At 60.1% G+C, this 19162-nt stretch carries 17 protein-coding genes; 10 read left to right on the top strand and 7 right to left on the bottom strand.

Annotation, left to right across the window (positions count from 1 at the left end):
* Positions 1-21 precede the first annotated feature (21 nt).
* A complete protein-coding gene (locus AC13Q5_RS08430) occupies positions 22-867 on the bottom strand; it encodes an extensin-like domain-containing protein (RefSeq protein WP_488501413.1) in 846 nt (281 codons plus the stop codon).
* 276 nt (positions 868-1143) lie between these two features.
* Here AC13Q5_RS08430 and AC13Q5_RS08425 point away from each other — a divergent pair, with 276 nt between their 5' ends.
* Positions 1144-3375, top strand: a complete 2232-nt coding sequence (locus tag AC13Q5_RS08425) for a TonB-dependent hemoglobin/transferrin/lactoferrin family receptor (protein WP_488501412.1) — start codon at positions 1144-1146, stop codon at positions 3373-3375.
* Positions 3376-3798: 423 nt separating this feature from the next.
* Positions 3799-5322, top strand: a complete 1524-nt coding sequence (locus AC13Q5_RS08420; protein WP_488501411.1) for an ABC-F family ATP-binding cassette domain-containing protein — start codon at positions 3799-3801, stop codon at positions 5320-5322.
* 17 nt (positions 5323-5339) lie between these two features.
* Here the strand turns inward: AC13Q5_RS08420 and AC13Q5_RS08415 are convergent, their stop codons facing one another.
* Positions 5340-6239 carry a LysR family transcriptional regulator gene (locus tag AC13Q5_RS08415; protein ID WP_488501410.1) on the bottom strand — a complete coding sequence of 300 codons (900 nt, stop codon included), beginning with the start codon at positions 6237-6239 and terminating at the stop codon, positions 5340-5342.
* A gap of 124 nt (positions 6240-6363) precedes the next feature.
* Between AC13Q5_RS08415 and AC13Q5_RS08410 the strand changes: the two genes are divergently transcribed.
* The 4 genes from AC13Q5_RS08410 to AC13Q5_RS08395 all read left to right on the top strand — a co-directional run bounded on the left by AC13Q5_RS08410 (position 6364) and on the right by AC13Q5_RS08395 (position 10778).
* Positions 6364-6738 carry an antibiotic biosynthesis monooxygenase gene (locus tag AC13Q5_RS08410; RefSeq protein ID WP_488501409.1) on the top strand — a complete coding sequence of 125 codons (375 nt, stop codon included), beginning with the start codon at positions 6364-6366 and terminating at the stop codon, positions 6736-6738.
* A 257-nt stretch (positions 6739-6995) separates the two neighbouring features.
* A complete protein-coding gene (locus AC13Q5_RS08405) occupies positions 6996-9185 on the top strand; it encodes an anthranilate synthase (RefSeq protein ID WP_075851127.1) in 2190 nt (729 codons plus the stop codon).
* 128 nt (positions 9186-9313) lie between these two features.
* Positions 9314-10024 (top strand): TIGR02117 family protein, encoded by a 711-nt coding sequence (locus AC13Q5_RS08400; RefSeq protein WP_075851869.1) that lies wholly within the window; start codon positions 9314-9316, stop codon positions 10022-10024.
* A 118-nt stretch (positions 10025-10142) separates the two neighbouring features.
* Positions 10143-10778, top strand: coding sequence for a glyoxalase superfamily protein (locus AC13Q5_RS08395; protein ID WP_488501408.1), 636 nt, complete (start codon positions 10143-10145; stop codon positions 10776-10778).
* Positions 10779-10817: 39 nt separating this feature from the next.
* Here the strand turns inward: AC13Q5_RS08395 and bluB are convergent, their stop codons facing one another.
* Positions 10818-11558 carry a 5,6-dimethylbenzimidazole synthase gene (bluB, locus tag AC13Q5_RS08390; RefSeq protein WP_488501407.1) on the bottom strand — a complete coding sequence of 247 codons (741 nt, stop codon included), beginning with the start codon at positions 11556-11558 and terminating at the stop codon, positions 10818-10820.
* Between the two features lie 405 nt (positions 11559-11963).
* Here bluB and AC13Q5_RS08385 point away from each other — a divergent pair, with 405 nt between their 5' ends.
* Positions 11964-12878: a cation diffusion facilitator family transporter gene (locus AC13Q5_RS08385; protein WP_457881706.1), complete on the top strand. Its 915-nt coding sequence runs from the start codon at positions 11964-11966 to the stop codon at positions 12876-12878.
* Position 12879: 1 nt separating this feature from the next.
* On the top strand, positions 12880-13344 hold the full coding sequence (gene queF / locus AC13Q5_RS08380) for a preQ(1) synthase (RefSeq protein ID WP_488501406.1): 465 nt from the start codon (positions 12880-12882) through the stop codon (positions 13342-13344).
* A 58-nt stretch (positions 13345-13402) separates the two neighbouring features.
* On the opposite strand, the gene AC13Q5_RS08375 is transcribed toward queF, so the two are convergent.
* Complete coding sequence (locus AC13Q5_RS08375) at positions 13403-14212, bottom strand: DUF2076 domain-containing protein (RefSeq protein WP_488501405.1); 810 nt, start codon at positions 14210-14212, stop codon at positions 13403-13405.
* A 231-nt stretch (positions 14213-14443) separates the two neighbouring features.
* Here AC13Q5_RS08375 and AC13Q5_RS08370 point away from each other — a divergent pair, with 231 nt between their 5' ends.
* On the top strand, positions 14444-15031 hold the full coding sequence (locus AC13Q5_RS08370) for an ATP-dependent Clp protease proteolytic subunit (protein ID WP_112340662.1): 588 nt from the start codon (positions 14444-14446) through the stop codon (positions 15029-15031).
* A 217-nt stretch (positions 15032-15248) separates the two neighbouring features.
* Here the strand turns inward: AC13Q5_RS08370 and AC13Q5_RS08365 are convergent, their stop codons facing one another.
* From AC13Q5_RS08365 to AC13Q5_RS08355, 3 genes are read right to left on the bottom strand one after another with little or no spacing between them, the layout of a single operon-like run.
* Positions 15249-15632, bottom strand: coding sequence for a VOC family protein (locus AC13Q5_RS08365; RefSeq protein WP_075851123.1), 384 nt, complete (start codon positions 15630-15632; stop codon positions 15249-15251).
* Positions 15598-16782, bottom strand: coding sequence for an MFS transporter (locus tag AC13Q5_RS08360; protein WP_488501404.1), 1185 nt, complete (start codon positions 16780-16782; stop codon positions 15598-15600). Before AC13Q5_RS08360 ends, AC13Q5_RS08365 begins: the two co-directional genes overlap by 35 nt.
* A 22-nt stretch (positions 16783-16804) precedes the next feature.
* Entirely contained in the window at positions 16805-17590 is a 786-nt protein-coding gene (locus tag AC13Q5_RS08355) for a DeoR/GlpR family DNA-binding transcription regulator (protein ID WP_488501403.1), read from the bottom strand.
* Between the two features lie 198 nt (positions 17591-17788).
* On the opposite strand from AC13Q5_RS08355, the gene AC13Q5_RS08350 reads away from it, so the two are divergent.
* On the top strand, positions 17789-18973 hold the full coding sequence (locus AC13Q5_RS08350) for a benzoate/H(+) symporter BenE family transporter (RefSeq protein ID WP_075851122.1): 1185 nt from the start codon (positions 17789-17791) through the stop codon (positions 18971-18973).
* The last annotated feature ends 189 nt before the right edge of the window (positions 18974-19162 follow it).

The following is a 19162-nucleotide window of genomic DNA, read 5'->3' as shown; positions in this document are numbered from 1 at the left end:
GATGACACCAGCGATGCGTTGCTAGTGACAGTAGCGGAAGCCGCCATTCCTTGCGATGACATCGAGATGGAAATGGGTTTCGTGCGCGGCGTCACTCTCGGGGTCGAGAACGGTTGTGAAATAAAGGCAGGCCGAGGCACTCGCCGCCCTCTGGAATGCGCCCGTCAGCGTCGGATCTTCGCGCCGGGGTTCGATTGCAATGGTCTTGCCGTTTTCGAAGGTGAAGCTTGCGACATCGATGGCATTGCCGCGGGCATGTTCGGAAATCTTGCCGGTGGAGGCATTGTTGCGCAGCCGGCAGACATAGGTCGAGGCCTGGTTGATGGTGACGATCTTGCCATTGTCCAGGGCGGCGGCGGAGGGGATGACACTTTCCTTCACCCATTGGGCTAGGGCGAGAGCGGCTTCGCAGCGCATTTTCCCTTCCGGCTTGAACTCTATTCCCGGCAATGGGGAGCTCAGCGTAATCGGCTTGTCGATGCCGCAGCCATTGCCGTCGTCGATGCGGGCGATCTCGTTGAAGGTTGCTCCGATGGCGGTCAGCTCCTTCAGACAGGCCTGGTGCTCGCTGTCCGGTTCGGAAGCGATGGTCAGAGGCGGACGGGGAGGGCCTTGCATCCGTTGGCCGCTTGTCTCCTCTTCCGCCTGCGGCGCCGGCTTGTCTTCCGGTTGAGCTGTTGGCTTTTCCGTTGGAACAATAGTTTTGTCCGGTGATGCAGCGGGTTTTTCTGCCGGAATCGGTGCTTTGCCATCCGGCTCGACTTGTTCCTTGTCCGGTTTTTGTTCTGGTATCGGCCCGGTTTGCGGGAGAGAGGCGGCCATGAGAAAGATGGCGACAGAAGCTAATGAAACGATTCTAAACAGCATCAAGTAATTCAGCCAATTCTAATGATGATGCCAATAGAACGCGCGAGGCTGTCATTTCGTTGCAATTCAGCAACGTTCGTCTCTTGTCTTAAAAGATGACAATTTTATTCATGATTATGGGTGCCCTATATATTGACAATAATACTCATGTTTTTTATGCGGCAGAAAGAAGGCGGAATGTTTCCCGTCCGTTAACAAAACTAACCTAGCCAGCCCCTTGCCTGCTTTCGACGCAGCAACCAGCCAGCCCGGTGAAGCAATTCGAAAGGAATGGTTATGGTTGTCCGGCGCTCACGCTCGGTCCTCTTGGCATGCACGGCGTTTCTGGCCCTTGGGCTGGCCACGACATCTTTTGCGCAGACCGCAGCTCAGAATGAAGAGGCGACGAGCGATGCCGCCAAGGGCGATCGCGTCACCAATCTGAAACCGATTGTCGTGAAGGGCAAAGGCAAGGCAAGCAAGGATGTGCTTGCCGACTCCCCGACCGCCAGCGAAACGACGGCCAAGGAAATCGACGAAAAGCAGATCACGCGCATCGAGGATCTCGGCCGCAGCACCGAGGTCGGCGTCGGCTTCAACCGCACCACCGGCGGCGTCAACATTCGCGGTCTCGGCGACAGCCGCGTGCTGACGACGGTCGACGGTATCCAGATCCCTTTCCTTCTCGATGCATCTCGTGAATCCGACGGCGGCATCAACAGCTTCGATTTCAATGCGCTTTCTAGCGCCGACGTCGTGCGCGGTGCCGATTCGAGCCGCGCCGGTTCGGGCGCCCTCGGTGGAGCCTTCGTGCTGCGCACGCTGGAACCGGAAGATCTGATCACTCCCGGCTCCACCTGGGGTGGCGTCTTCAAGTTCGGCTATAATGGTGATGACCGGAGCATCGGCGGTGCCGCAGCCGTCGCCAAGCGCATCGACAACACCGCCGTTCTCTTCCAGGGCGGCTACACGCACGGTCACGAGCTTGAGAACAATGGTGACGTCGGCGGCTATTCGACCAAGCGTACCGAGGCGAACCCGGCCGATTACAATCAGAAGAGCGGCCTCTTCAAGATCCGCCAATACACTGACGTCGGCACCTTCGGCATTACGGCCGAGCACTACAACAAGGATAAAGACACTGACCTGATGACCCTGCAGAGCCCGACCGGAAACTTCCGGCCCGGCAATTACAATGGGACAGACAATATCGAGCGCAATCGCGTTTCGCTCGATTACAAGTATGAAGCCGATAGCGCCGATTCGCTGCTTGATACGGCCAATGCCGTTTTCTACTGGCAGAACCTGGTGCGCGAAACCGGTACCTCAGGCTACCGCTACACGTCCGTTATCGGCGACTATTCACGCCTTAACGAAATGGAAGACCGCAGCATCGGCTTTAGCGGCAACGCATCGAAGTCTTTCGACACTGGCAGCCTGCATCACCAGGTCACGTTCGGTCTCGATGTCGCCTTCGACAAGGTTCATCAGTATTCGGCCGGTAAGGATAGCTGCAGCAACCCGCGTTGGCGCGCCACGTGTGCGTTCCTGCACACCAACCAGTCCGATATGCCCGATGTCGACGGCAAGCGCGTCGGCGCCTTTATCGACGACAAGATCGAGCTGGGCTCCAGCAACTTCTACCTGACGCCGGGCCTGCGCTTTGACTGGTATGACTATTCTCCGAAGAACACGGCCGCCTATCGCGATAGCGCCAACTACAATGGTCTGCCGTCAGGCCAGTCCGACAGCCGTATCTCGCCGAAGCTGCGCGCCTCCTATCAGCCGCAGGACAATGTCGAGATCTATGCACAGTGGGCGATGGCCTTCCGTGCGCCTAACGTCAGCGAACTCTACGTGAACTACGGCGTCCCTGGCGGCTATGTCAGCTATGGCAATCCTAACCTGAAGCCCGAAACGAGCAACGGCATCGAAATCGGCACCAATCTCGGCGACGACGATTTCGGCGGCCATGTCGGCGCCTTCTACAACAAGTACAAGAACTTCATCGATACGCTGAACTATCGCGATCCCACAGGCACTTATCCGCTCGGGATCACCGAATACTTCAACCGTGCCAACGTCCGCATGTTCGGCGTCGAGGTCAACGCGCATAAGAAGTTCGACAACGGCATCCACGTCAAGGGCGCGCTTGCCTACGTGAACGGCAAGGATTCCGATACGGACCAGTGGATCAACTCGGTTGCTCCGGCAAAGGCGGCCTTCACGGTTGGCTACGCCACGGAAGTCTGGGGTACGGACCTGACCTTCATCACCGCGGCTCGCGAGGCGAAGAAGACGGGCGATACCCTGCAGACCCCCGCCTACGGCATCTTCGATCTGACCGCCTGGTGGGAGCCGGAACAGGTGAAGGGCCTCAGCATTCGCGGCGGCGTCTACAACATCTTCAACAAGACCTACTACGATGCGCTGAACGCGCCGTCCTACAGCGGCACGCTGACCCAACCCGCATCCTATTATTCCGAGCCTGGCCGGACCTTCAAGCTGACGCTGACCCAGCGGTTCTAAGCCACCTCATCGATGCAGCAAACTCGGGCGGTGCGTCGGCATCGCCCTCTTTTTTGCCCTCTTGCGTGGCATCGGGAAAATTGCGCAATTGTAAATCGCAGGCTTCGATGCTATTTGACGCCCACAGTCTTCAACCCGTCGAGAGAAAAGAGAGGAGGACCATATGACCAAGATAGTCTGGCATATTCGCCAGTTCGGTCCGACTCGTGCCCTGCAGATGCGTTTGCAGGGCTGATCAGAGGCTGTTACTCACTCATTCCTTCTGGTCTGCCCCCTTGGGCGACGTGAGCCTCTGCATCTGCGCGGCCGCGTCATGACATGTTTTCGAGCATTGGCCTGCTAGTGGCTATCGACATCGGCGTAACGCGGCAAAAGGAGCCGCCGGCGATGTCTCGGGATGCTCGATCGAGACCGGAAAAGACCATGACTCTGATCAATCTCCGCAATCTGGGCGTCACGATGAGTGCGCCGCTGTTTTCTAACCTCAACATCACTGTGGATGCGGGTGATCGCATCGGCATCGTCGCCGCGAACGGGCGCGGGAAAACGACGTTGCTCAACTGCCTGGCCGGCAGGCTGGAGCCGACGATGGGCGATATCACCCGTGCCCGCGGCTTGCGTGTCGGCTATGTCGAGCAGAACGTGCCGGCGAGCTTACTTGCTGTTTCCTTCTATGATGCTGTCCTTCAAGCCTTGCCGAAAGAACAGGTGGAAAGCGAAAGCTGGCGCGTCGATGTCACCCTCGACTCGCTTGATGTACCTGCGGCGATGCGGGAGAGGACGCTTGCCCAGCTCAGCGGCGGCTGGCAGCGGCTTGCCATGCTTGCTCGCGTTTGGGTCACTGAGCCGGACGTATTGCTGCTCGATGAGCCGACCAACCATCTCGATCTCGACAAGATCGCGTTGCTGGAAGATTGGCTGAATGCCTTGCCACGAGACGTGCCCGTCATCATCGCCAGCCACGATCGCGCCTTCCTCGATGCGGTCTGCAATCGGACTTTGTTTTTGCGCCAGGACCAGTCACAGACCTATGCTTTGCCGTATAGCCTGGCGAGGGCGGCGCTAGATGAGGTCGATGCGTCGGACGAGCGTCGCTACCAGAAGGAGATGAAGACGGCACAGCAGCTGCGCAAGCAGGCGGCCAAGCTCTACAATCTCGGCGTCAATTCCGGCAGCGATCTTCTGACCGTGAAGACGAAACAGCTGAAGGCGCGGGCCGAGAAGCTGGAGGACAGCGCGAGGCCGGGCTATCGTGAGCGCTCTTCCGGCTCCATCAAGCTCGCCAATCGCGGCATCCACGCCAAGGTGCTTTTGACGCTCGAGGATGCCTCGGTGACGACGCCTGACGGCACACTGCTGTTCAAGACGGGCCAGCAGTGGATTTGCCAGGGCGATCGCATCGTGCTGCTTGGACAGAATGGCGCGGGCAAGACGCGGTTCGTTGAAATGATCCGCAAGGCCATTGCCGATCCATCGAGCGGCGGTGCGATCAAGCCGACGCCGTCTCTTGTGCTCGGCTATAGCGATCAGGCGCTCTCGAATCTCGGCCAGAAGGACACGCCGCTCGGCATGGTCACTCGCCTGTTCGAGTTGGGCGAGCAGCGTGCCCGCACGCTGCTGGTCGGTGTCGGCATCAACATCGACATGCAGGGCAAGGAGATCGGCCGTCTGTCCGGCGGGCAGAAGGCGCGGCTTGCCATGCTGGTGCTGCGGCTGACCAATCCCAATTTCTACCTGCTGGACGAGCCGACCAACCATCTGGATATCGATGGGCAGGAGGCGCTGGAGGGCGAGCTGACGGCAAACGAGGCAAGCTGCCTTCTCGTTTCGCATGATCGCAGCTTCGTGCGTTCGGTCGGCAATCGCTTCTGGCTGATCGACCGGAAACGATTGGTCGAAGTGGATGGGCCGGAAGAGTTCTTCGAAGTGGCCAGAGGGCAGGAATAGGAAGGCCAGAAGTCCCTTCAGACGGCCAACTGACCCGAAAACAGATTGGCCGCCATGAAGTCTACGAAAACGCGGATCTTCGGGGACAGGTAGCGGCTCGTGGGCCACAATACACGGAAGATGCCTGTTTTCGCGATGTGGTTTTCGAGCAGCGGCACAAGTCGGCCGTTGGCGATTTGCGTCCCGACGGCAAAGGGCGGCAGGCATGTGATGCCAAAACCGTTTTCGGCGAGGTGGATGAGCGGCTCGATGGTGCTTGCGATTGTCGTCGTCGGCAAGGCGAGCCTCAACTCCTCCCCATCCCGCATCAGGGGCCACGGCTCCAGTCTGCCTGTGCTGGGATAGCGGTGATGCAGGCATTTGTGCCGAAGCAGATCTTCAGGTGTCAGTGGCGTGCCTTCCGCCTTCAGATAGTCCGGTGAGGCGACGATCCGGAAGCGGAATGTGCCGAGCTTGCGGCTCATCAGTCTCGTATCCCTGACATCGCCAGTCCGGATGACCGCATCGAATCCTTCCTCGATCACATCGACTAGCCGGTCGGTAAAATCCAGATCCAGCGTGATATCGGGATAGGCGAGCATGAAGGCTGATATGGCCGGCATCAACAGCATCCCTGCGAGAGGAAGGCTGACGCGAAGATGGCCGCGAGGCGCTGTATGCGATTTCGAAAGTTCCGCCTGAGCCGTGTCGAGCTCGGATATGATCCGCCGGCAGGTATCGAGAAAGAAACTGCCTTCCTCGGTCAAGGTCATGCTGCGGGTCGAGCGGTGGAAAAGGCGGACCCCCATCTCCTGTTCGAGCCGTGCGATTGCCTTGCCGACGGCGGAGCTGGAGAGACCAAGTCTTCTGGCGCCGGCAACGAAGCTGCCGCCCTCCGCCGTCTGTACGAAGATGCCGAGCGTTCCAAGCCTGTCCATCATTCCTCCGATTGCGGAAATTAATTCCGGTCTCATGCGAATATCGGATTGTTTATCCGCTATCTCGATCCCGATATCCAGTACCCGCACGGCAAACGAAGCCGCTTTTCGAAAAGGAACCGCAATGGATACGATCTCCACCCAATTCACCGTTCAACCGGAGCCGACCATCTTCGTGGTCAATGTCATTCACGCTCATCCCGGTAAGCAGGAGGAAGCCTTCCGGGTGATCCAGGATGTCGTCCACTATGTCGCTGAACGGAAGGAAGGATTCCTCTGGAGCAATCTTGCCAAGAGCACGGATGGTCTGACGGTTGTGAATATCGAAGCCATCAAAGGCGCCGGCAATGTCGACGAATTCTTCTCCGATCCCGTCTTTGTCGAGAAATTCCGCAGGCTCGATGACGTTTCGACGAGCGAATTCCATACTTACACCGTTGGCGATCTGGTCCTGCCGAAGCTCGGCCACCCCGAAGGTATTTCACCTGGGCAGCCATGATTGATAGCGGGCGGATGCCGCCTTTTCGTTGCTGGAAACTTTCCTGCCATCTTCCGCTTGCGCATCGAGGCATCTCACGCTAACAATTCCCGCCATGAACATGTCCTTGAACAACATTGCAGTTTGGTGGTGGGCACGCTGAGGCGGCCTCGACCAATCGTGTTCAAAGACGACGAGTGAGCCGCCCGAGATTTCGAGGCGGCTTTTTTGTTATACTGGCCGCCTGTCATCCGGGCCTGACAACGGAGTGAGGAACAATGGTAACGATCCTTCGGGATGATGGTGCGGAAATCTATGAGACGAAGGGCGGGATCACCGTTACCCGGCAGCGCCGGCCGACGCCCTATGCGGATGCCGTGTCGTCATACATCGACAAGCTCGACGAACGCCGCGGCGCGGTCTTTTCGTCGAACTACGAATATCCCGGCCGCTATACGCGTTGGGATACCGCTGTCGTCGATCCCCCGCTCGGTCTTTCCTGCAATGGGCGCGATGTCTGGATCGACGCCTATAACGAGCGCGGCGAGGTCATTCTCGGCTTCATCACCGAAAAGCTGAAGACGGTTTCCGAGGTTGTGCTCGGCACTTCGACGTCCCGCCGGCTCGATCTCACGGTCAAGACGCCAGATCGTGTCTTCACCGAGGAAGAGCGCTCGAAGATGCCGACGGTCTTCACCGTGTTGCGCGCTGTGACCGATCTCTTCTATTCGCAGGCCGATGCCAGCATCGGCTTCTATGGCGCCTTCGGTTATGATCTGGCCTTCCAGTTCGACGCGATCAACCTGAAGCTCAAGCGCCCTGATGACCAGCGCGACATGGTGCTCTACCTGCCGGACGAAATTCTGGTGGTCGACAACTACTCCGCCAAGGCGTGGATCGATCGCTACGACTTCGCAAAGGACGGCCAATCGACGGAAGGCAAGTCCGGCGAGATCGCTCCCGAACCGTTCCGCCACACAGACGCCATTCCGCCCAAGAGCGATCATCGTCCGGGCGAATATGCCGAACTGGTGGTCAAGGCGAAGGAGAGCTTCCGCAAGGGTGATCTTTTCGAAGTGGTGCCCGGCCAGAAGTTCATGGAACGGTGCGACAGCAAGCCCTCCGATATTTCGAAGCGCCTGAAGGCGATCAACCCTTCGCCCTATTCCTTCTTCATCAATCTCGGCAATCAGGAATATCTGATCGGCGCGTCGCCGGAAATGTTCGTGCGCGTGTCCGGCCGCCGCATCGAGACCTGCCCGATTTCGGGCACGATCAAGCGCGGCGACGATCCGATCGCCGATAGCGAGCAGATCCTGAAGCTGCTGAACTCCAAGAAGGACGAATCCGAGCTGACGATGTGCTCCGACGTCGACCGCAACGACAAGAGCCGCGTCTGTGAGCCGGGTTCGGTCAAGGTCATCGGCCGCAGGCAGATCGAGATGTATTCGCGCCTGATCCACACGGTCGACCATATAGAAGGCCGTCTGCGTGACGATATGGACGCCTTTGATGGCTTCCTCAGCCACGCCTGGGCCGTCACCGTCACCGGTGCGCCGAAGCTCTGGGCCATGCGCTTCATCGAGAGCCACGAGAAGAGCCCCCGCGCCTGGTATGGCGGCGCGATCGGCATGGTCGGCTTCAATGGCGACATGAACACCGGCCTGACGCTGCGTACCGTCCGCATCAAGGACGGCATTGCCGAGGTGCGGGCCGGCGCGACGCTGCTCAACGACTCGATCCCCGAGGAAGAAGAAGCCGAAACCGAACTGAAGGCCTCCGCCATGCTTTCCGCTATCCGTGATGCCAAGACCGGCAATTCCGGCAAACAGCAACGCGACGTCGCTTCCGTCGGCAAGGGTGTGAAGATCCTGCTCGTCGACCACGAGGACAGCTTCGTCCATACGCTTGCCAATTACTTCCGCCAGACGGGTGCCACGGTCTCGACGGTGCGTACGCCGGTGCCGGAAGAGGTCTTCGACCGGCTCGATCCGGATCTCGTCGTGCTGTCGCCGGGTCCCGGCAATCCGAAGGATTTCGATTGCAAGGCGACGATCAAGAAGGCGAGGGCGCGCAACCTGCCGATCTTCGGCGTCTGCCTGGGCTTGCAGGCACTCGCCGAAGCCTATGGCGGCGAGTTGCGCCATCTGGCGATCCCGATGCATGGCAAGCCCTCGCGCATCCGCGTGCTGGAGCCGGGCCTGGTCTTCTCCGGCCTCGGCCGCGAGGTGACGGTTGGCCGCTATCACTCGATCTTTGCCGATCCGTCGAGCCTGCCTCGCGAGTTCATGATCACGGCCGAGAGCGAGGATGGCACGATCATGGGGATAGAGCATGTGAAGGAGCCGATCGCGGCCGTGCAGTTCCACCCTGAATCGATCATGACGCTCGGCGGCGATGCCGGCATGCGGATGATCGAGAATGTCGTGGCGCATCTGGCGCGGCGGGTGAAGACAAAGGCCGCCTGAGGCCAGCGTTTAGAGCTGGAACATTTGATAGCCCCATGCACTCGGGAAAAGTGCATGGGGCTATTTCATGCCTTGAAAGAGCCAACAAACCGCTGAAGAGATTGATTGTTGGCGGGGGCTTTCAGTCGGTGATCCCAAGGATATTCAAAGGCGTTTTCTTCGCCGTGCTTACCGTCGTGGCGCTCGTTTGCCTCGGCATCGCCGTGCCGCGTCCGTTCTGGCATGATCCGCCGGCTGTGAAAGCCGAACGATCCCTGCAAATCCTCATGCTCAGCAACCCGATCCATACGGATATTGCCATTCCCGTCGACGGCGATCTCCTCACCCGTTTCGCCTTCCTGCGGACAGCCGGGCTTGATCTCGACAATCCCAACCTGCGCTATCTCGTCTTCGGCTGGGGCGGCCGGAGCTTCTATACGGAGACGCCGACCTGGGCCGATTTGAAGCCCGGACCTGTGCTTAAAAGCTTCGGTCTCGACCGCTCCGTCATTCATGCGGAACTGGCGGGCGATATTCCGTTGGATGCGCCTGTTGTGACGGCGATCAACATCGATCCGGAAGGCCTTGAGCGGCTGAAGCAGTTCATCCTTGCCAGCTTCGAACGGGCCGACAGCAAACCGGTTGCCCTGCCTGGCAGCAACTACGGCCCGAACGATGCTTTCTTCGAGGCGCGGGGATATTTCAACGCGTTGATGGGATGCAATACATGGACAGCCGCCGCGCTCCGGCAGGCGGGTTTGACCTCTGGCCTGTGGACATCGTTGCCGTGGATGCTGCGAATGTCCCTGCACCTGTATAATGAAGACGAGCGGTTTGCGGCCAGCCGCACTTTGCCCTGAGGCGGTTTGACTTGCCGCAGGTTGTACCCTAGTCTCCGCATCGTTCCTGTGGGGCACATCGGCATTCGGCCGAAAGGGCTAGGCCTGCCCGCTGATATCACTCAGCAGGAGTCCGCCTATGCCAACCCTCGATACCTATCGCAAACAAGCCAAGCTCTTGATGCGCTGGCACCGTGAGCGCGACTATTCCATCGGCGGAAGAGTTCGAACGCTCGACCGTTTCAAGACAATGACGGATCGCGAAATCCTGGCGATGAAATTTCCTTTGACGCTGGCGCAGGAGATTGTTGCGGTCGAAGCCGGTCACAAGAGCTGGGCCGAGTTGAAGACCGTCGCGGTGGATGCGCCGAAGGTGCCGGCCGTCAGAGCGGAGCCGCCGATCTTCAAGAGCGTCATCCCGATCCTTTTCGTGCGGGATGTGACCGTCAGTGCTGCCTTCTTCCGGGAGAAGCTGGGTTTCGAGCTAGATTTCCTGCACGGCTCACCGCCATTCTACGGGGCGGTGTCGCGCAATGGCATCTGGATTCATCTGCGACTTGTTCAGGAGCCGTATTTCGCAGTGGCTGTGGCAAAGGAGAAATCGCTGATTCTCGCTTCGATCGAGGTCTCGAATGTTCAGGGACTGTTCGAGGAGTTCAAGGCGAGGGGTGTGGAGTTCGCGCAGCCGCTGACCAAACAAGCTTGGGGCGGCACGGATTTCCATGTACGCGACCCGGATGGCAACGTCATTTCTTTCGTCGCGTTCCGATCCTGACGTTTGAATTTGGCGAGGGCCGCCGGAAATTGGCGGCCCTTACATATCCTCGCAGTCCTGCCAGCCTTCCTCGAAGACGAGCTTTTCAAGCGGCAGACGCTCGCGCCATCCTTTCACGGCAAGCTCCGGCATGTCGTAGAGCTCGTCGACATAGCCGATACAGAGCCATGCAACGATCTTAACATGCTCGGGTATGCCGAGGATCGTCTTGATGGCATCCTCGTGGAAGATGCTGACCCAGCCGACACCAACGCCTTCGGCCCTTGCGGCAAGCCAGAGGTTCTGGACGGCGCAAACGGTCGAATAGACATCGGTATCCGGATTATGCGTGCGGCCGAGTACGACCGGGCCGCCGCGCCTGGTGTCGCAGGTGATGCAGATGCTGAGCGGCGCCTTGCGGATGCCCTCCAATTTCAGCCGCTGATATTGCGCGCGGCGGTCGCCCTCGAACATCGCGCAGGCTTCCTCATTGGCCTGATGAAAGGCCTGCCAGACGCGTTCGCGCGTCTCGCCCTGACGGATGAGGATGAAATTCCACGGCTGCATGAAGCCGACGGATGGTGCGGAATGGGCCGCCTCGAGCAGACGCCTGACGAGATCGTCGGGCAGGGGATCAGGCCGGAACTGGTCGCGCACATCTCGCCGGGTCTCGATCGCGCGATAGACGGCGTTGCGCTCCACCTCCGAAAACGCGCCGGCTGCGACCAGGTGATCCGACACGCCTGCGGGAGCGTCGGCGATGGAGGGTGCGGCATCGGCAGTCTTTTCAAGAGCGGACATGTTCAACCATGATTTTTATAAGAGGCGGCGCGCCGGCCGATATTGTCGACCCTTGCACGCCAGGCTGAAGCACAGCTTAGTGCTGGATTGCAAGCCAAACTACCAGTACGATTTTTCGCAGGCGAGCGCATTATCGGCTTCCAATTGTCGCGGAACGGCGATCTGCGCAAAGTCTTCCTCATGTTCCGCGAGTGGACTGCCCAAATTGCATCTCGTTCGATCCGCAAGTCGAGGATGGATTGTCGTGCGAAAGGACATGTCTCCTTTGACAAATGCGACACGGTGATCCATATGAGCGGTCAATGAACCGCCTGCGCGAAAATTCGCGCGGGCGGTTTTGCATTTCAACGGCGCCTTTTTTGCAATTCATTCGCATAAGCACGGCGCGGGACACTGGAGAAGGGCATGAGCGCTCAAGGAAACGATACGATCAGGCGGCTCGCCCTTTGGGGCATTCCGCTGTCGCTCGGCGTCATGGGGCTGAAGATGCTGGCCTGGTGGCTGACGGGCTCTGTGGCGCTTCTGTCCGATGGCCTGGAATCGCTGACCAATGTCGTCGCGGCCTTCATCGCCTTCTTCGTCATCCGCTATGCCCAGAAGCCGGCCGACCACGATCACCCCTTCGGCCATCACAAGGCGGAATATCTTTCCGCCGTTACGGAAGGCGTCATGATTGTCGTCGCCGCGCTGATGATCGTGCAGGAAGCCGTTGGGCACCTCGGTAATCCGCAGCCGATGCAGGCGCCGGTGCTAGGCCTCGCCATCAACTTCGTCGCCGGCGTCATCAATGCAGTCTGGGCCGTCACGTTGATCCGCGCCGGCCGGGCGTATCGCTCGCCGGCACTGACGGCAGATGGCCAGCATATCATGTCCGATGTCTATACCTCGGTCGGCGTGCTGATCGGCCTGCTGCTTGCGATCGGCAGCGGCTATCCGATCTTCGACCCCGTGCTCGCCATACTCGTCGCCATCAACATTCTCTATCAAGGCTGGAAGGTCATCTCCCATTCCATCGATGGGCTGATGGATAAGGCCGTCTTGCCGGCGGAGGAGGCGGTCATCAAGGATGCGATCGCGGGGAATGCCGAGGGCTCGCTTGGCGTGCACGACCTGAAGACGCGCAGGGCGGGGGCCGTGACCTTCGTCGATTTCCATATGGTCGTGCCCGCCGCCATGCCGGTACGTGAGGCGCATCGCATCTGCGATCGCCTTGAAGATGCCATACGGGCGATCCATGCGGGCGCCGAAATAACCATTCATGTGGAGCCGGAGGGCGAGAAGGCCCATGGTATCCGCGTCAAAGTGATCAAGGAGACCTGAGATGCCAAAGACCGATGTGTCCGGCCTGTCGATGCTCGGCAACCAGACGAAGACCGCCAGCAATCCGGAAGAAGCCGTTCTGGAAAAGGTGCCGTCCGGCCATGCCGGCACGGATTATGTCGTGCGCTTTACCGCGCCCGAATTCACCTCGCTCTGCCCGATGACGGGACAGCCGGATTTCGCCCATATCGTCATCGATTACATCCCGAACGAATGGCTTGTCGAATCGAAGTCGCTTAAGCTCTTCCTGCATTCCTTCCGCAATCACGGCGCATTCCACGAGGATTGCTCTATCTATATCGCCAAGCGCCTGGTGGATCTGCTGCAGCCGAAGTGGCTGCGCATCGGCGCCTACTGGTATCCGCGCGGCGGCATTCCGATCGACGTCTTCTGGCAGACCGGCAAGCCGCCGGAGGGCGTCTGGCTGCCCGACCAGGGCGTCCAGCCCTACCGTGGCCGAGGCTGAATAAAAAAGCCGCCATCTGGGGATGGCGGCTTTTTTCTAATGTCGTTGCGGCACGCGCTCAGGCAAACGAGCTGTCGTCACCGTTGTCGGACGAATCGTCATAGTCGTCGTCCTGAGCGTCCTGCGCAGCATCCTGGGCGTAATCGGCTGCGCTCTGGTCATTCTGATCGCTACTATCGTCATTGCCGAAATAGTTGTTGTTGATGATCGTCTCCTGCACCGGCTGTTCGGCTGCGTTGGCTGCCGTGCCTCCGAACAGGCCGCTGCCAGCATTGCCGCCGAAGAGACCGCCGCCTGTGCCGCCGAGATGCGGGCTGAAGAGGCTGGAGAGCGATTCCGCCAGCATCACGCCGCCAGCCACGCCGGCCGCCGTGCCAAGCGCACCGCGCAGGAAGCTCCCGCCGGCCGAGGGAGCTGCTGCCTGCTGGCTCCACGGGCCTGACGGCTGTGGTTGCGGCTGCCCGGCCCACGGGCCGGGCTGAGGTGCATTGCGGGCATAGTCGTCATAAAGGCGACCCTGCTGCGGATTGCCACTCTGTGGCGCTGCGGCGCGCTGCTGTTGCTGGCCGCCGCCAAAAAGCGAGCCAATTCCGCCGAGGAAACCGCCGCTCTGGCCCTGCTGGTGATTGTCGGCGCCTTGCTGCTCGAGCTCGTGTACACGGGCCTCGAGCAGCTGGATGCGATCGGCCGCAGCCTTCATGCCCTGTTCCTGCATGATGACGGCCTGCGCCAGGAAATAAGGCGCATAGGGCTGGTCACGGACCGACTGGTTGATGAATGTCTCCGCATCGGCGTCGCGCTGGGTATTGGATGCACCGCGCACGCGATCGAAGAGAGAGGCGAGTAATTGACGTTCTTCTGGCGACATGATGGCCTCCTTGGCTATCTGTGCTGTAAATTGGGGGCGCGATCTCTAACCGCGCCAACCTGACGTAGGATCCAATCTCGGCTTTTCAAAGCCATTCAAGTTACATTTCGGTAATCCGCAACCATAACACCATGTTGTCAGTCGCTATTCCCGCCTTGTCTTTTTCCGGCATTGTTTTACGCATTGAGTCGCACTATGTGCGGTGAACGACGCATCATGCTGGAGAGTTGAATGAACGACGAAGACGAACAGGAAGACAAGAAGACCGAGCAGCCCTTGGGCAAGGACGCGGAGGCGAATCTTTTCAAGTCGCGTTCGATCTTCATCTATGGCGGCATCACGCAGGAACTGGCGCAGAAGGTCTGCTCGCAGCTCGTGGCGCTTTCCGCCGCCAGCGACGATGATATCCGCATCTACGTGAATTCGCCCGGCGGCCACGTCGAATCAGGCGATTCCATCCACGACATGATCAAGTTCATCAAGCCGAAGGTCTGGATGATCGGCACGGGCTGGGTCGCCTCTGCAGGAGCGCTGATCTATGTTTCCGCTCCCAAGGAGCGCCGTATTTGCCTGCCGAACACGCGCTTCCTGCTGCACCAACCGTCCGGCGGCACGCGCGGCATGGCCTCTGACATCGAGATCCAGGCACGCGAAATCATCAAGATGAACGAGCGTCTGAACAAGATCTTCTCGGAAGCCACCGGCCAGCCGATCGAAAAGATCGCCAAGGACACCGACCGCGACTACTGGCTTTCCGCCGAGGAAGCCAAGGCCTACGGCCTGGTCTCGCGTATCGTGACCTCGCAGGCGGAAATCTGATCTAGCTGGTTTTCCCGATTGAATTGAGCGCCCTCGCTTGCCGGAAGGCTGGCGGGGGCTTTGTTTTGGGATGATGGATTGCTTACTGCTACCGGAAAAGGGAGCTGGCGGCGAGAGAACCCACCGCCAGCCTTCGCCACCAGAGGATTGCAACGTTTCCGGGATGGCGAATTGGAAGGTTGGAGCTACGACCTTGCGGGAATTTGCTGATCGCCGCCTAGGGGGTGATCTCTACTGGTGTTCCGTCAGGCATTGTGACAACAGCTTCGTAGAAGCCGTCGCCGGTGATCCGGGGGCCGGATTTCAGGCAACCGTCTGCCCTGCATCGCTCCGCCAGCACATCGACGGCGGCCTTTGTGCCCAGCGCCAGGGCGATATGGTCCCAGCCGATGCGCTCGTCACATGCATCGGCTGAAAGCCAAGGCCCGGTCATCAGTTCGATCTGATCGCCGCCCGCAGGCAGAGAGACGAAGCGGGAGGTGAAGCCCGGGCGGCGCTGGCTGTGATACGGCTCGCCAACGGTCGCATCGAAGTACTTGATCCAGAACGCTGCGGCGGCATCGATATCACGTGTCCATAGAGCTGTATGAGCGATGCGCATCAGTCTCCTCCCGATCCTGAGTGCGGGTCACGATGCCGGCGCAAAGAGGTGCGGCGCAGAGGAGGAGAGCGAGCCCCCAGAAAGAGCCGGGCAGGCCGATGTGATCCGCCACGAAACCGACGCTCGCAGGCCCGATAAGAACGCCCGCATATCCGCATGTCGTGATTGCCGCGACGGCAAGACCAGATGGCATGACCGTTTGTGTGCCGGCCTTTCGAAATAGCACCGGCACGATGTTGGAGGCGCCAAGGCCGATCAGCAGGAAGCCGCTCATGGCAAGAATTGAGAAAGGGCTCAGCAACAGAGCGACGAAGCCGGCGATTGCGACGAGTCCGCCCCAGAGCATGATCGCCCTGTCGCCAATTCTTGCCGTGACCGCATCGCCGGCAAATCGTCCAATCGTCATGGCGATGGCAAACAGCATGTAGCCGAGGCCGCCATGGCTGGCGTCGACCCGGCCCTGCGTGGTCAGAAGCAGGGCGCTCCAGTCAAGGATTGCACCTTCGACGAGGAAAGTGATGGCGGCGAGGGCAGCCAGCAGCAGCACGAAGCCGCGGGGCATGACGAAGAACGGTGCGTCGTCCGCTTGAACGGTGCGCAGCAACCGCGGCCAGGCGATGATCATGGCGATCACCATCACCGCCGAGCTGAGAAGCGTGGCGACGAGCGGCCCGGCCTTGACGGACAGAAGCAGGGTGACGAGCAGAGAGCCGATGAAGCCGCCGATGCTGAAGAGCGCATGGAAACCGGACATCAGCGGCCGGTCCGCGCCTTTCTCCACCTCGACGGCGTGAATATTCATGGCGACGTCGAGCGATCCGAGGCAGGCGCCGAAGGCGGCGAGCGCAATGCCGAGGGTGAATGGTGTGCTTGCTACAGCGAGCGTCGGCAGGATGGCGGCAAGACCGAGACCACCTGCGATGATGATCGGCTTGCTGCCGTACCGCGCGCTCAGCATGCCGGTCGCAAGCATCGCTGCCACCGAGCCGAGACCGAGGCACAGCAACAGCATGCCGAGAACGCCGTCATCGACGCCGAGGCGCTCCTTGGCAAAAGGGACCAGGGGAGCCCAGCAGGCGAGGGCAAAACCCGCGACCAGAAAGGCAAGTCGGGTTGCCAGCCGGGTTTCCGGCCGATCGGTGGTTTGCATGGTCATTCCTTGTCTTTCGAGATCAGGAGGATGAGGCGACGTCGCTCGCTTTCACGAGCGAAAAGCCGACATCGGCAGCCGCTTTTTCGTCAGTGGCGGGCAGGTCATCCTCGACAACAAGCCAGTCGATATCGTCGGCGCCACCGATACGGTGCGGCGCACGTTCGTGAAATTTCTCCGAGGTAATCAGGGCGATGCGGGCTGCGCTTCTCTTCAGCAGCGTCCGTTTGAAGATCGCATCTGCATGTTCGTACACGCTGATGCCGTTTCTTGCCGAAACGGCGCAGACACCGAGGAAACAGCGGTCGATATTCATGGCTTCAATAGCCGCAACGGCGGATGCATCGACACTGCCGCCGACGACCGGATCGACCGCGCCGCCGATCAGGACGAGCGGGATATCGCCGCGCTTCATGACGGCGCTGGCGATGTCGATGGAATTCGTCGCGATCGTCACGTCAAGGTCCTTCGGCAGAAGATCGACCATCGCAAGATTGGTGCTGCTGCTATCGATGAACAGAAATTCGCCCGGCTCGATCATCGCGACGGCGGCCTTGGCCAAGGCTCTCTTGCGGCCGGATTCCCGTCCGACGCGTGCGGCCATGGGCTGTGACGGTGTCAGCAGGGGGAGCGCACCACCATAGACGCGGCGGCATTTACCCTCGGCGGCGAGCGCCCGCAGATCGCGACGCACGGCGTCTTCGGACACGTTGAATTCGGCTGCCAGAGCTGCGGCAACGATTTGCCGCCCCTCTGCAAGCCGCGCTTCGATGACGTCCCGGCGGGACAATGGAAGTGAATTGCTCATGAATTTGCAATAACGTGCATAAATAAGATAGTAAATATGCATGTTTATGCACGATTTGACTCCGCGGCGACACATTCCGCGAGGGATTTGCCCAATGAGACTGCCATTTTGCTCGAAAACAGCACTTGCACGCCCGATGCTTGTGATGCTCCATGCGCGTTCAATCGATCCTCGTGAACTCTTCGAGTCTCCATCGCCATGCTCAAAGATTTTTCCGTTCAAAGCCTGTTCATGGGATGCCTTACGGCTTTTGTCGGCTTTGCCAGCTCGTTTGCCGTCGTCTTCCATGGCCTGCAGGTGGTGGGCGCTTCGGATGCACAGGCGGCGTCCGGCCTGACGGCGCTCTCCGTCGCGATGGGCGTCTGCGCCATCGTGCTCAGCATGGCGACAAGACTTCCGATCAGTATTGCCTGGTCGACGCCGGGAGCCGCATTGCTCGCAAGTGCAGGGGCGATCGAGGGCGGCTTTCCGGCGGCAGTCGGTGCGTTCTTCATCTGCGGCATATTGATCGTCATCGCCGGGCTGTTCCGCCCGTTCGGCCGGGCGGTCGCCTCGATCCCGGCGCCGCTCGCCAATGCGATGCTCGCGGGCGTGCTGATCGGCCTTTGTTTCGCGCCGGTGAAGGCGATCGCCTTCAATCCCGCCTTTGGTCTGCCGATCATCCTCGCCTGGATCGTCGTTGGCTCGTTCAAGCGGCTATGGGCGGTGCCGGCGGCCCTTGCGGCCTTTGCCCTGGTGCTGGCCTTCGGCGTCAAGATACCGGATGGCGCCTTCGCTTCGCTCGAACATTCGCTGTTGCCGACGGTCGAGTTCGTGAAGCCTGTCTTCACGCTTGCCGGCATCGTGTCCATTGCGTTGCCGCTGTTCATCGTGACCATGGCATCGCAGAATATTCCCGGCATCGCGGTGCTGAAGGTGCATGACTACGATCCCAAGCCCGGTCCGTTATTTGCAGTTACCGGCGTGTTCTCGCTTCTTGCTGTTCCCTTCGGCGGCCACGCCGTCAATCTCGCGGCGATCACCGCGGCCATGTGTGCCGGGCAGGATGCGCATGCCGATCCGAACCGCCGTTATTGGGCGGCGATCATCGCCGGCATCGGTTATGTCATCCTTGGATTGCTGGCGAGTGCCGTCACGGCTTTCGTGGCGCTCGCGCCGCCGATCCTCATCGAGGCGGTTGCCGGTCTGGCGCTGGTCGGCGCGCTCTCCAACTCCGCCCTGAACGCCTTCCAGCAGCCGGAATCGCGTGAGGCCGCCGCTATCACTTTTCTGGTGACCGCATCGGGCGTTTCCTTCGGCGGGATCTCCGGCGCTTTCTGGGGCTTGATCGCCGGCGGGCTGATGCTGGCGCTGTCGCGCGGCGTGCAGATGCTGAAGAAATGAGCGAGGGGTTGCTTCTTTCCGATCCGGCGGCTATAAGCGCGGCCATGAAGATGACTGGCGCAAAGATTTCCGAACAGATTGCACGTGGGCGCGTTGCCCTGCGTGACAATACGCGCGCCCTTACTTCGCTTCTTCTCCTCGGCCTTACGCGCGGTTGCCGGGTCCTTTGAGGAGCGCCCGGCGGCCGAA

The sequence above is a fragment of the Martinezella sp. CNPSo 3964 genome (assembly GCF_057784375.1).
Note: the sequence above shows the minus strand (reverse complement) of the source record. Positions and strands in the feature narration are given on the sequence as shown.